Below are 13151 nucleotides of genomic sequence, written 5' to 3' on the forward strand. Positions count from 1 at the left end.
AGATCTTCTTCGGAGGCGTGAGTATGGGCGCCAGCACGGCAGTTGCGCCGCCCCGGCAGCGCGGCGGGGGCCGCACGGGCAAGGGCGCGAGCCCGGGGCGGCCCCGGAAGGCGCGCGACGACAGGAAGGCGGCCTGGCTGTTCCTCGCCCCGGCCCTGGCGGGATTCGCGCTGTTCTACGCCTATCCGACCGCCCGGGGCATCTACTACTCGCTCACCGACTACAGTCTGCTCACCGACCCGCACTTCACCGGCACGGCGAACTACCGGCAGCTGATCGGCGACGACCAGTTCTGGAACGCGCTCAAGGTCACCGGCTACTACGTCGTGCTGAACATCGGCTCGCAGATGATCCTCGCCCTGGGGCTCGCGACGCTGATGCACCGGCTGACCCGCTCGGTGGCGCTGCGCGCGATGCTGCTCGTGCCCTGGCTGGTGCCCAACGTGACCGTGGGCCTGCTGTGGATGTGGATGCTCGACGCCAACCTCGGCTTCGTCAACCACCTCCTGGGCGCCTTCGGCGTGGGCCCCACCGGCTTCTTCACCTCACCGACCTGGGCGATGCCCACCGTCGCCGGCATCAACGCCTGGGCCTACACCGGCTACACGGCGCTGCTGCTCTACGCGGGCATGCTCCAGATCCCGCAACACCTGTACGAGAGCGCCTCGTTGGACGGCGCGGGCGAGTGGCGCATGTTCACCCGCATCACCCTGCCGCTGCTGCGCCCGGTCCTGGCACTGGTCCTGGTGGTCTCCCTGATCGGCTCGTTCCAGATCTTCGACACGATCGCCGTGACCACCAAGGGCGGCCCGGTCGGCGCCACGCGGGTCATCTACTTCTACATCTACGAACAGGCCTTCACGTACTTCCACATGGGGTACGCCTCCGCCGTCGCCGTGATCCTCGCACTGCTCCTCGGTGTGCTGACCGCCGTGCAGATGCGGCTGCTGCGCGCGTCCCGTTCGGACCTGGCCTGAGGAGCGACCATGACACGCACGCGCACCCGCAACCGGCCGACGCCGGGCCGCGTCCTCGCCTGGGCGCTGATGATCGCCGCACTGGTGGCGACGCTCTTCCCGTTCTACTGGATGGTCCGCACCGCCCTGACCCCCGCGGCCGATCTCTACTCCGACTCCACGGGCCCCTTCCCCCAGCACCCCACGATGATCAACTTCTGGCGGGTGCTCGGCCTGACCAGCCAGGAGGAGGCCAGGGCCGCCGGCGGCTCCGGGGCGCAGGTCGACTTCCTGCGCTATCTGCTCAACTCCGTCGTCTACAGCGGGCTGATCGCCTCCCTTCAGACGCTGTTCTGCGCGATGGCCGGCTACGCCTTCGCCCGGCTGCGCTTCCCCGGCCGGGACGCGGTCTTCGGGGTGCTGATCGCCGCGCTGATGGTGCCGCCGATCTTCACCGTGCTGCCCAACTTCGTGCTCGTGAAGAACCTCGGCTGGCTCAACACCTTCGCCGGCATGGTCGCGCCGAGCGTGCTGATGACGCCGTTCGCCGTGTTCTTCCTGCGCCAGTTCTTCCTGTCCATCCCGCGTGAGGTGGAGGAGGCAGCCGTCCTGGACGGGGTCGGCGCCTGGGGCGTCTTCTGGCGTGTGGTGATGCCGATGAGCCGGGGCCCCCTGCTCACCATCGGACTGACGACCGCGGTGTGGGCCTGGAAGGACTATCTGTGGCCGCTGCTGACCGGCCGCGAGGAGGAGACCCGCGTGCTGACGGTGGCGCTCGGCATCTTCCAGCAGCAGTCCCCCAACACCCAGCCGGACTGGACCGGTCTGATGGCCGGCTCCACCCTCTCCGTGCTGCCTGTCCTCGTGATCCTCATCCTCCTCGGCCGCCGTCTGGTCGAGTCGCTGAACTTCACCGGCATCAAGTGAGCCGGCACTCCCCCTCCTTCGTCACCGCACGCTCCTGAGAGAGGCATCCGACATGCGATCCACCCACCGGCGCGCCGCCGCGGCCCTGCTGTGCCTGGCCGCGACCTCCACCTTCGTCTCCTGCGGCAGCTCCGACGAGGGCTCCGGCGGCACCACGCTCAACTACTGGCTGTGGGACGACAAGCAGCTCCCCGCCTACCAGGAGTGCGCGACCGCGTTCCACAAGGCCAACCCGGACATCACCGTCAAGATCACCCAGACGGCGTGGGCCCAGTACTGGCAGAACCTCACCACCCAGCTCACCTCCGGCGACGCCCCGGACGTGTGGACCAACCAGAGCTCGTACTATCCGCAGTTCGCCACCAGCAACCAGCTCCTGGACCTGCAGCCGCTGATCGAGCGGGACAAGGTGGACCTCTCCGCCTACCAGAGCGGCCTGGCCGACGTCTGGGCCAAGGACGGCAAGCGCTACGGGCTGCCCAAGGACTGGGACACCATGGCGCTGGTCTACAACACCACGATGCTGAAGAAGCAGGGCCTCACCAAGGCCGAGCTGGACAAGCTCACCTGGAACCCGTCCGACGGCGGCACGCTGGAGCAGGCGATCGCCAAGTCCACCGTCGACACCAAGGGCCGCAACGGACTCGACCCCGACTTCGACAAGAACCACATCAAGGTCTACGGGTTCCTGCCCGAGTGGGCCGACGGCTCGCAGGGGCAGAACGGCTGGGGCGACCTGGCCGCCGCCAACGGGTTCAGCTACCTCGACAAGAACCCCTGGGGCACCCACTACAACTACGACGACCCCAAGCTCGCCGAGACCATCGCCTGGTTCAAGCACCTGATCGACAAGGGGTACGCGCCCCGCTTCGACAAGCAGTCCACGGTCGCCAACTCCGAGCTGCTCTCGGCGGGCAAGGGAGCCATCATGGTCACCGGCTCGTGGACCATCTCCACCTTCACCGACCCCAAGGTCAAGGAGAAGCTGGCCTTCGCCCCGCTGCCGGTCGGGCCCGCCGGGCGCAAGAGCGCCATCAACGGGCTGGCCGACTCCATCTGGGCCGGCACCAAGCACCAGGAGCAGGCCTGGCAATGGGTCAAGTACCTGGGCTCCGCCGACTGCCAGGACCGCGTGGCCGAGCACGCCGTGGTCTTCCCCGCGCTGAAGTCCGCCACCCAGAAGGCGCTGGCCGCGCACAAGGCCAAGGGGCACGACGTCAGCGTGTTCACCGACGTCACGGCCGCGAAGGAGACCTTCCCGCTGCCCGTCACCGAGCACGGCACCGAGATCAACCCGCTGGTACAGGACGCCATCCAGTCCGTCATCCTCGGCCAGGCCCAGCCGCGGAAGGCGCTGAAGGACGCCAACGACAAGGTCAACGCCCTCTTCAAGTAGCCGATCCGGCACCGCGCCTCCCGCCCGGTCCACGTTCCGCCCGGCTCACTTCCCACCCGGCTCACGCAAGGAGATCCATGGCCCAGCTCCTCACCCTCGGCGCGCGCACCTTCGCCGTCGAACTGGAGGACGACGCCCCGCCGCAGGCCGTCGACGGCGGCCTGCTGCTGCCTCCCGGACGCGCCGCCGTCCTGCACGGACTCGGCGACGCCCTCTTCTACCGGCACGGACACAACTCCTGGAGCCCCTGCGGCTGGCGGCGGCTCTCGGAGGCGCCGCTGCGCATCGAGAGCGCCCAGCGCCGGCTGACCGCCGACGACACCACCTGGGACGACCCCACCCGGCACCACTCCTCCGCCGTCGCCGCCCTCCAGGGCGCCGACGGGCAAGTGCTGCTGCTGGGCGCCCTCGGCCTGGACGTGCCACGGCTCACCGCCGACCGCGACACCCTCGCCGGCTGGTACGAGCACGCCACGGCCCCCTGGTTCCTGGCGTACGGCGCCGAGGACGACGTCTTCGCCGCCTACGCCCGCCACCTGGGCGCCCGGCTGGGGCACAGCACCCGGCGCGCGGGCAACGTGTGGTGCAGCTGGTACGCCTACTACGAGAACATCACCGAGGAACAGCTCACCAAGGACATCGCCGCCCTGCGCGGCCTCCCCTTCGACGTCGTCCAGGTCGACGACGGCTGGGAGCGGAGGGTGGGCGACTGGGAGGCCAACGACAAGTTCCCCTCCGGGATGCGGGGCCTGGCGGAGCGCATCACCGGCGCGGGGCTGCGCCCGGGGCTGTGGATCGCGCCCTTCATCGTGCTCCCCGACTCCCGCACCGCCCGCGAGCACCCCGACCTGCTGCTGCGGGACGAGGACGGGCGGCCCGCGGTGGCCGGCCACAACTGGGGCAGCCCCTACTGGGCCCTCGACCTGACGCTGCCCGCCGCCCAGGACCACCTGCGCGGCATCATCCGCCGCGTCGTCAGGGAGTGGGGGTACACCTACCTCAAGCTGGACTTCCTCCAGGGCGCCACCACGCCGGGGCGGCACGCGCACCCCATGGGCCGCGAGGAGGTCTACCGCACCGGACTGCGGATCATCCGCGAGGAGGCGGGCCCGGACGCGTACCTCCTGGCCAGCGGGGCGCCGCTGCTGCCCTCGCTCGGGCTGGCGGACGGGCTGCGCAGCGGCCCCGACGTCGCTCCGCTGTGGGAGCACTACGCCACCCAGGACCCCTCGGACGCCCTGGCGCGCAACGCCGTCGTCAATACGGTGCACCGGCTGTGGCAGTCGCCGCTGCTGGAGGTGGACCCGGACGTCGTCTACTTCCGCAGCCGGCTGAACCTCCTCACCGACCAGCAGCAGGGCCTGCTGCGCGACCTCGCGGACATCTGCGGTTTCCGGGCCGTCTCCGACCCGCCGGGGTGGCTCCGTCCGGACGAACTGCAGGCCATGACACGGTACTTGCGGGCCCGCCCGGAGATCCGGAAGGTGGACCGTTACCGGTTCCTGCTCGACGGACGGGAGGTGGACTTCGCCCCGGTGGTGAACCCGGGTCAGGAGCAGCGCTACCCCATCGCCTGACCTCCGCCGAGGACGTCCGGCGAACGCCGAAGTCCGGACGCGGAGGAACCGGAGTTAGTAAACTGTCTAGCATTATCCAGCGGTGAGGACCGCGACCCACTGCAGGGAGCAGCACATGGCGACGACCGGTACGGATCCGGCCCGGATGCGCGAGATGAACCAGTTGACCATCGTGTGGGCCCTGCGCGGCAACCCGCCCTCGACGGTCACCGAGCTCGCCGGCCGGACGGGGCTGTCCCGGCCCGCTGTGGACGTGCTGGTGCAGCAGCTGGTGGCCGACGGCTGGGCCGAGGTCGAGGAGCCCGGGGCCAGCAGTACCGTCGGGCGGCCCGCCCGACGGTACTGCTTCCGCGCCGATGCCGGGCATGTGCTCGGCATCGACATCGGCGTGCACAAGATCCTCGTCATGCTCAGCGATCTGGAGGGCAATCTCGTCCAGACGCTGCGCCGCCCGGCCGATCCGGAGGCCGGGCCCGACGAGCGGATGGCGACGGTCGACCGGTCCATCGACGAGGTGCTGGAACGCGCCGGGATGACGGCGGCCGACATCTGGGCGGTCACCGTCGGCGTGACCGGGCCGGTCGACGCGAGCGGGCGTACGTCGCTGTTCACCCCCCTGCCGGGCTGGGACGAGGCCGATCCGGTGACCCATCTCAGGGACCGCTTCGGCTGCCCCGTCCAGGTCGAGAACGACTGCAAGCTCGCCGCGGTCGCCGAGCGCTGGAAGGGCGTGGCGCAGGACGCCGACGACATCGTGTACATCCTGGCCGGCATCCGCACCGGCGCCGGTCTGATCATCGACGGGACGCTGCGTCGCGGGCACGGCGGCGCGGCGGGCGAGATCGGCGCGTTGAAGGCCGTGCGCTGGCTCGACGCGCCGGGCCACCTCGCCAACTGCCCCGGAGTGCCCGCGACGGCCGCGCAGGGCGAGGCCGCCGCCTGGGTGTTCCAGGCGGCGCGCACGGGCGACCGGGCCGCCAGGTCGGCGGTCCGGCGCTACGCCCGCGACCTCGCCGTCGGCGTGGCCGCGCTGACCCTCACGCTCGATCCGCAGGTCGTCGTCTACGGCGGCGGCTTCTCCCGGTCCGCGGACGTCGTCCTGCCGCCGCTGCGGCAGGAGCTGACCAAGCACTGCCTGCGCCTTCCGGAGCTGCGCACCTCGACGCTGGGCGACGAGAGCGTGGCGCTGGGGGCGTTGCGGCTGGCCCTCGACGAGGTCGACGACCGGCTGCTCAGCGGCCAGCTCGCGGCCCCCACCGCCCCGCGGGTCTAGACCCGCGCTCGTCCCCTCCGCTCAGGCCAGGTCCAGCAGGACGGACAGCGTCTGGTGGAGCAGGCCGCCGGGGTCCTCGGGCAGGTCCGGGGAGCGCCAGGCCACGAAGCCGTCGGGGCGGACGAGGACCGCGCCCTTCGGAGTGACGCCGTGGGCCTCGGCCCAGTCGTCCTCGGGCTGCATGTCGGCGCCCGGTGCGGTGCCCAGGCGGTAGGCGCGCAGCGGGATCGACAGGATCGCGGCGACCTGCTGCGCGGCCTCGTGCCAGGCGGGTGTGGTGGCGTCGCAAAGGAGCACCGGGGTGCGCTCGTACAGGTCGAGCGTGGAGAGCCGTTCGGGGCCGCGCCGCAGCCACAGGTGCGGGGCGCGGCTGCCCGGTTCGCCGGTCAGCCGCAGCCCCTCGGGGACGGCGGGGCCGTCGGGTGCGGCGCCGATCACCGCGCCGCGCGGGTAGCGGTGGCCGAGGACGACGTTGAGGATGCCGCCCTGCCTGGGGCCGCCGCCGGCGGCCGGGGGCGGTGCGTCGTAGCCGGGGTGGCTGTGCTCGCCGGAGCGGTCGGCGGCGCGGGCGGCGGTCGCCTCGGCGACGGGGCGGCGCTCGGCGTCGTAGCTGTCCAGCAGGCCGGGGCCGGCCCAGCCGTTGAGGACGGCGGCGAGCTTCCAGGCGAGGTTGTGCGCGTCCTGGATACCGGTGTTGGAGCCGAAGGCGCCGGTCGGTGACATCTCGTGCGCGGAGTCCCCGGCCAGGAGGACCCGGCCGGAGGCGTAGGCGCGGGCGACCCGCTGGGCGGCGTGCCAGGGTGCCCGGCCGGTGACCTGCACGTCGAGGCCGGGGTCGCCGACCGCGCGGCGGATGTGGTCGGCGCAGCGCTCGTCGGTGAAGGACTCCAGGGTCTCGCCGCGCTCGGGGTGCCAGGGCGCGTGGAAGACCCACTGGGTGCGGTTGTCCACGGGGAGCAGTGCCCCGTCGGCCTCGGGCGAGGTCAGGTAGCAGACGATGAAGTGCCGGTCGCCGACGATCTCGGCGAGCCCGCGGGAGCGGAACGTGATGCTCACGTTGTGGAACAGGTCGCCGGGGCCCGACTGGGTGATGCCGAGGGACTCCCGGATCGGGCTGCGGGGGCCGTCGGCGGCGATCAGGTACTCGGCGCGGACGGTGGTGTGCTCGCCGGTGTCGCGGCTCTTGACCAGCGCGGTGACGCCGTCCGCGTCCTGCTCGTACGACATGAGTTCGGTGGCGAACCTCAGGTCGGCGCCGGGAAGTTGCCTGGCGTGTTCCAGCAGGACCGGTTCGAGGTCGTTCTGGCTGCACAGACACCAGCCGCTGGGGCTGAACCGGGCCAGGCCGCCGCCGGGGTCGATCTCCCGGAACAGCCACTCGCCGGCGTCGCCGACGAGGGTGGGCGCCTGGAGGATGCCGTGGTTGCCGGCGAGGACGGAGGCCGCGTCCTGGATCGCCCGCTCCACGCGGGCGACCCGGAAGAGTTCCATCGTGCGGACGTTGTTGCCGCGGCCCTTGGGGTGGGTCGAGGTGTGCTTGTGCTTCTCGACGAGGAGGTGCGGCACCCCCAGCCGGCCCAGGAAGACCGAGGCCGACAGCCCGACCAGGGAGCCGCCGACCACAAGGACCGGCACTTCGGTGTCAGCGCCTTTGCGCATGTCTGCCTTTCCTGTCGGGCGGCCGCGCGGCTCGCGCGGCCGCCGTACGTGACAACACGTCCCGCGGCAACCGACGGCTGCCGGCGCCGCCCGCAGGCGGCGAGGCCCGAGCCGGCGACGACCGGACAGATCCGGCGCCGTACCGAGGCACCGCACCGGCGACCGCCGGTGGCGGGGAGGTCTGTGGGGGCCGGGTGCCACCCGGGTGGTCCGGTGCGGGACCGGGCCGACCGGGGCGGGACCCGGCTCTGCATGCATGCCCCGGCCGTGGGCTCGTCGGCGGGGATTCACTCGGTTGATCGGCCGGAATCGCGCGCGGGCGGCGCGCGGCACACGATCGAGCGCACAGCCTCCGTATCCGCCCCTGCCGCGCGGCGGCCCGCCGGCCGCGTACGGCCGCGGGGCGTGGCACACACCGCTGCCCCCGAAGAAAGGGTGTTCCTCCGATGACAGCCTCCCCCGCCGTGTCCACGGCTCCGAACCGGGTCAGCACGTCGGCGTTCGACGGCTCCCGGCTGCGGGTCGTGCTGATGCTCGACATCCACGACGGCGCCCAGCAGGAGTTCCTCGACGCCTACGAGCGCATGTGCGACGCGGTCGCGTCGGTCTCGGGGCACATCAGCGACCAGCTCTGCCAGTCCATCGAGAACCCCTCCCAGTGGCTGATCACCAGCGAGTGGGAGAGCGCCCCGCCGTTCCTGGCCTGGGTCAACAGCGAGGAGCACATCGAGACGGTGAAGCCGCTGCACAGCTGCGTACGGGACACGCGGTCGATGCGCTACAGCATCCTGCGCGAGACCACGCACGACGGCTCCGGCATCCGCGTGGAGACCCTCCAGGCCGCCCCCCGGGTAGGCGACGGCGTCGTACGGCACGCGCTGACGTTCACCGTGAAGCCGGGCAGCGAGCCGGAGGTGGCCCGGCACCTGTCGGAGTACGCCTCCCCCAGCCCCCAGGTGGACGAGAAGACGCGGCTGCACCGCACCTCCCTGTTCATGCACGGCAACCGGATCGTGCGGGCGGTGGAGGTGGAGGGCGACCTGATGGCCGCGCTGCGCCACGTGTCCCGGCAGCCGGAGGTGCGCGCGGTGGAGGAGGCCATCAACCCGTACCTGGAGCAGGAACGCGACATGAAGGACCCGCAGTCGGCGCGGATCTTCTTCACCCGTGCCGCGCTGCCCGCCGTCCACCACGTCGCCGCCGGTCCCGACGCGGGCTCGGCGCGGCGCGAGGGCCTGTTCCTGCCGGCCCGCCCGGGCTGCGGCATGCGGCTCGCGCAGCTGCTGGCGGAGCAGGACCAGCGGGCCGCCGACGACCCGCGCAGCCCGGTGCTGGGCGTCGCCGTCTACCAGCGCGACGACATCGTCGTACGGGTGGTGGACGTGGCCGGCGACCCGGACGCCGAGCCGGCCGCGGTGCTGGGCCTGGCCGAGCCGTCGGTCCGGGCGGAGGTGCTCCAGCTCCTGGACACCGCCGCGCTGGACGCGCCGGACGCCCTCGGCGACGACCGGGCCCTGGCCGAGCTGCTGACCCGGGCCCGGATGCGGCCGCTGACCGACCGCACCTCCGAGCCCCGCTGACCGCGCCGCCCGGACCCGCACCCGATCCCTTCCGCGAGACCACGGAGCACCACATGAGCCAACAGCACGTCCGCATCGTCGACCTGGCCGAGACCCCGCACAACACCCGGCGGGGAGGTGACCTGCGCGCCATGCTCACCCCCACCGCGGTCGGCGCGACCAGCGGTTTCATGGGGCTGGCCACCGTCGCGCCGGGCGAGAGGATCGGCGAGCACTACCACCCGTACTCCGAGGAGTTCGTGTACGTCGTCGCCGGGGAGCTGGAGGTGGACCTGGACGGCGAGCCGCACCCGCTCCGCCCGGACCAGGGCCTGATGATCCCGGCGTACATGCGTCACCGCTTCCGCAACGTGGGCGGCGTCGAGGCGCGTCTGGTGTTCCACCTGGGTCCGCTGGCGCCGAGCCCGGAGCTGGGACACGTCGACACCGAGGAGACTCCGCAGGCCACGGCCGCCGGGGAGCACGAGCGGCCCGTGGGGGCGGCCTCATGAGCCGCCGGGTCGCGGTCACCGGCATAGGCGTCGTCGCCCCCGGCGGTATCGGGGTCCCGGCCTTCTGGGACCTGCTGTCGAACGGGCGCACGGCCACGCGGGGCATCACCTTCTTCGACCCCGCCGGGCTGCGCTCCCGGATCGCCGCCGAGTGCGACTTCGACCCGGCCGCGCACGGCCTGGACCCGCGCACCGTCGAACGCAACGACCGCTATGTGCAGTTCGCGCTTGCGGCGAGCGCGGAGGCGGTGCGGGACGCGGGGCTCGACGGACCGCCGGACGACCCGTGGCGCTTCGGCGTGAGCCTGGGCACCGCGGTGGGCGGCACCACCCGGCTGGAGCACGACTACGTGCTGGTCAGCGAGAAGGGCGCCCGCTGGGACGTCGACCACCGGCGGGCCGAGCCGCAGCTGCACCGCGCGTTCGCACCCAGCACGCTGGCCTCCGCGGTGGCCGAGGTGTTCGGGGCCCGGGGTCCGGTGCAGACCGTGTCGACGGGCTGCACCTCCGGTCTGGACGCGGTGGGCTACGCGGTGCACGCGATAGCCGAGGGCCGGATGGACGCCTGCCTGGCCGGGGCCTCCGACTCGCCGATCTCCCCCATCACCATGGCCTGCTTCGACGCCATCAAGGCCACCTCCCCGAACAACGACGACCCGGCGCACGCCTCCCGCCCCTTCGACGCCGACCGGGACGGCTTCGTGATGGGCGAGGGCTGCGCGGTGCTGGTCCTGGAGGAGCTGGAGTCGGCCCGGGCGCGCGGGGCGGAGGTGTACTGCGAGATCTCCGGCTACGCCACCTACGGCAACGCCTACCACATGACGGGCCTGACCAAGGAGGGCCTGGAGATGTCCCGGGCCATCGACACCGCGCTGGCCCAGGCCCGGCTGGACCCGGCGGACATCGACTACGTCAACGCGCACGGCTCGGGCACCAAGCAGAACGACCGGCACGAGACCGCCGCCGTCAAGCGCTCCCTGGGCGCGCACGCGTACGCCACCCCGATGAGCTCCATCAAGTCGATGGTGGGCCACTCGCTGGGCGCGATCGGCTCGATCGAGGTCGCCGCGTGCGTGCTGGCCATGGCCCACCAGGTCGTGCCGCCCACCGCGAACTACACCACCCCGGACCCCGAGTGCGACCTGGACTACGTGCCGCGCGAGGCCCGCGAGCGGCGGCTGCGGGGGGTGCTGTCCGTCGGCAGCGGCTTCGGCGGCTTCCAGTCCGCGGTCGTACTGACCCGACCGACCGGGAGGACACCATGACAGCAGGCGACAAGCGACGTGCCGTCGTCACCGGCATCGGGGTCGTCGCCCCCACGGGCGTCGGCGTCGAGGCCTACTGGAAGGCGACCGCCGAGGGCGCCTGTGCGCTCGACGCGATCTCCCGGGAGGGCTGCGAGGACTTCCCCCTGCGGGTGGCCGGCGAGGTCCGCGGCTTCGATCCGCAGGCCATGGTCGAGGACACCTTCCTGGTGCAGACCGACCGGTTCAGCCACTTCGCGATGGCCGCCGCCCAACTGGCCCTGGCCGACGCCCGCCTGGGCCGCGGCGACCTCACCGACCCGTTCTCGGTGGGCGTGGTCACCGCGGCCGGCTCCGGCGGCGGCGAGTTCGGCCAGCGCGAGTTGCAGAAACTGTGGGGCAACGGGCCCAAGCACGTGGGCCCGTACCAGTCGATCGCCTGGTTCTACGCGGCCAGCACCGGCCAGATCTCCATCCGCGGCGGCTTCAAGGGCCCCTGCGGGGTCGTCGCGAGCGACGAGGCGGGCGGTCTGGACGCGCTGGCGCACGGCGACCGAGAGGTGCGCCGGGGCACCGACACACTGGTCGTCGGGGCGGCCGAGGCACCGCTCGCCCCGTACTCGATGGCCTGCCAGCTCGGGTACGCCGAGCTGAGCCGGGAGAGCGAACCCGACCGCGCCTACCGGCCGTTCACCCCCTCCGCCTGCGGTTTCGTGCCCGCCGAGGGCGGTGCCGTGCTGCTCCTGGAGGAGGCGGGCACCGCCCGGGCGCGCGGCGCGGACCTGCGGGCGACGGTCGCCGGGCACGCGGCCACCTTCACCGGGGCCTCCCAGTGGGAGAAGTCCCGCGAGGGGCTCGCGCACGCCATCGAGGGCGCCCTCGCCCAGGCGGGCTGCCGACCGCAGGACGTGGACGTCGTCTTCGCCGACGCGCTCGGCACCCCGGAGGCGGACCGGGCGGAGGCGCTGGCGCTGGCCGACGCGCTCGGCCCGCACGCCCGCCGGGTGCCGGTGACCGCCCCCAAGACCGGTACCGGACGGGCCTACTGCGGCTCGGCGGTGCTGGACGCGGCGGCGGCCGTGCTCGCCATGGAGCACGGCCTGGTCCCGCCCACCCCGAACGTCTTCGACGTCTGCCACGACCTGGACCTCGTCGCCGGCCGTGCCCGGCCGGCCGAGCTGCGCACCGCGCTGGTGCTCAGCCGGGGACTGATGGGGTCCAACTCGGCGCTCGTGCTGCGGCACGGCGCCACCGGTTCCGACGAGTGAAGGAGTCAGACAGCATGACCGAACAGACGACACTGAAGGTGACCGTGGGGGAACTGGCGGCGCTGATGAAGCAGACCGCCGGCGTCGCGGTCGACGCGGCCGAGCTGGAGCGGCGCGTCGACGCCGGCTTCGACGCCTTCGGCCTGGACTCCCTGGGCCTGCTGGGCATCGTGGGCGAGCTGGAGAAGCGCTACGGCCTCGCGCTGCCGGAGGACGCCGAGAAGTGCAAGTCCCCGGCGGACTTCCTGAAGATGGTCAACGGCTCGCTCGCGGCGGGGGTGTGACATGGCCGGGCACACCGAGAACGAGGTGACGATCGCGGCGCCGTTCGACCTGGTCTGGGACATGACCAACGACCTGGCGAACTGGCCGGACCTGTTCAGCGAGTACGCGGCCGTGGAGATCATGGAGCGCGACGGCGACCGGACGCGGTTCCGGCTCACCATGCACCCGGACGAGAACGGCACGGTGTGGAGCTGGGTCTCCGAGCGTACCGTCGACCGCGCCGCGCGCACGGTGCGGGCCCGCCGCGTCGAGCCCGGCCCGTTCCAGTACATGGACATCCGCTGGGAGTACGAGGAGACGCCGGACGGCACCCGGATGCACTGGACGCAGGACTTCGCCATGAAGCCCGAGGCGCCGGTGGACGACGCGGGGATGACCGCCCGGATCAACACCAACTCGCGCATCCAGCTGGACCTGATCCGCGACCGGATCGAGCAGGCCGCCCGCTCGCGGCAGCCCGCCGCCGTACGGGCCGAGTGACACGGCCGAACGCAC

General features: G+C 72.5%; 12 protein-coding genes. 11 read left to right on the forward strand and 1 reads right to left on the reverse strand.

The genetic code is table 11. From position 1 onward, the window contains the following. The first annotated feature begins 23 nt into the window (after positions 1 to 23). The 5 genes from OIE12_RS02505 (at position 24) to OIE12_RS02525 (ending at position 6129) form a co-directional block, all read left to right on the forward strand. Positions 24 to 977, forward strand: coding sequence for a carbohydrate ABC transporter permease (locus OIE12_RS02505; protein ID WP_329131204.1), 954 nt, complete (start codon positions 24 to 26; stop codon positions 975 to 977). Between the two features lie 9 nt (positions 978 to 986). Beyond that, a complete protein-coding gene (locus tag OIE12_RS02510) occupies positions 987 to 1883 on the forward strand; it encodes a carbohydrate ABC transporter permease (protein WP_329131206.1) in 897 nt (298 codons plus the stop codon). Positions 1884 to 1935: 52 nt separating this feature from the next. Next, positions 1936 to 3279: an ABC transporter substrate-binding protein gene (locus tag OIE12_RS02515; protein ID WP_329131208.1), complete on the forward strand. Its 1344-nt coding sequence runs from the start codon at positions 1936 to 1938 to the stop codon at positions 3277 to 3279. A 77-nt stretch (positions 3280 to 3356) separates the two neighbouring features. Further along, entirely contained in the window at positions 3357 to 4856 is a 1500-nt protein-coding gene (locus OIE12_RS02520) for a glycoside hydrolase family 36 protein (protein WP_329131210.1), read from the forward strand. A 115-nt stretch (positions 4857 to 4971) separates the two neighbouring features. Next, positions 4972 to 6129, forward strand: a complete 1158-nt coding sequence (locus tag OIE12_RS02525) for an ROK family transcriptional regulator (RefSeq protein WP_329131212.1) — start codon at positions 4972 to 4974, stop codon at positions 6127 to 6129. Positions 6130 to 6150: 21 nt separating this feature from the next. On the opposite strand, the gene OIE12_RS02530 is transcribed toward OIE12_RS02525, so the two are convergent. After that, entirely contained in the window at positions 6151 to 7788 is a 1638-nt protein-coding gene (locus OIE12_RS02530) for an FAD-dependent oxidoreductase (protein WP_329131214.1), read from the reverse strand. Between the two features lie 446 nt (positions 7789 to 8234). Here OIE12_RS02530 and OIE12_RS02535 point away from each other — a divergent pair, with 446 nt between their 5' ends. From OIE12_RS02535 to OIE12_RS02560, 6 genes are read left to right on the forward strand one after another with little or no spacing between them, the layout of a single operon-like run. Continuing rightward, positions 8235 to 9368 (forward strand): SchA/CurD-like domain-containing protein, encoded by a 1134-nt coding sequence (locus OIE12_RS02535; protein WP_329131216.1) that lies wholly within the window; start codon positions 8235 to 8237, stop codon positions 9366 to 9368. Positions 9369 to 9421: 53 nt separating this feature from the next. Beyond that, a complete protein-coding gene (locus OIE12_RS02540; protein ID WP_329131218.1) occupies positions 9422 to 9859 on the forward strand; it encodes a cupin domain-containing protein in 438 nt (145 codons plus the stop codon). Next, a complete protein-coding gene (locus OIE12_RS02545; protein WP_329131221.1) occupies positions 9856 to 11124 on the forward strand; it encodes a beta-ketoacyl-[acyl-carrier-protein] synthase family protein in 1269 nt (422 codons plus the stop codon). The genes OIE12_RS02540 and OIE12_RS02545 overlap by 4 nt, the downstream gene beginning before the upstream one ends. Beyond that, positions 11121 to 12371, forward strand: a complete 1251-nt coding sequence (locus OIE12_RS02550; RefSeq protein WP_329131223.1) for a beta-ketoacyl synthase N-terminal-like domain-containing protein — start codon at positions 11121 to 11123, stop codon at positions 12369 to 12371. The genes OIE12_RS02545 and OIE12_RS02550 overlap by 4 nt, the downstream gene beginning before the upstream one ends. Before the next feature lie 14 nt (positions 12372 to 12385). Further along, on the forward strand, positions 12386 to 12655 hold the full coding sequence (locus OIE12_RS02555; protein ID WP_329131225.1) for an acyl carrier protein: 270 nt from the start codon (positions 12386 to 12388) through the stop codon (positions 12653 to 12655). Between the two features lies 1 nt (position 12656). Beyond that, positions 12657 to 13136, forward strand: coding sequence for an SRPBCC family protein (locus OIE12_RS02560; protein WP_329131227.1), 480 nt, complete (start codon positions 12657 to 12659; stop codon positions 13134 to 13136). Positions 13137 to 13151 lie beyond the last annotated feature (15 nt).

Origin of the sequence: Streptomyces sp. NBC_00670 (genome assembly GCF_036226765.1) — a bacterium.
Classification (GTDB): domain Bacteria; phylum Actinomycetota; class Actinomycetes; order Streptomycetales; family Streptomycetaceae; genus Streptomyces.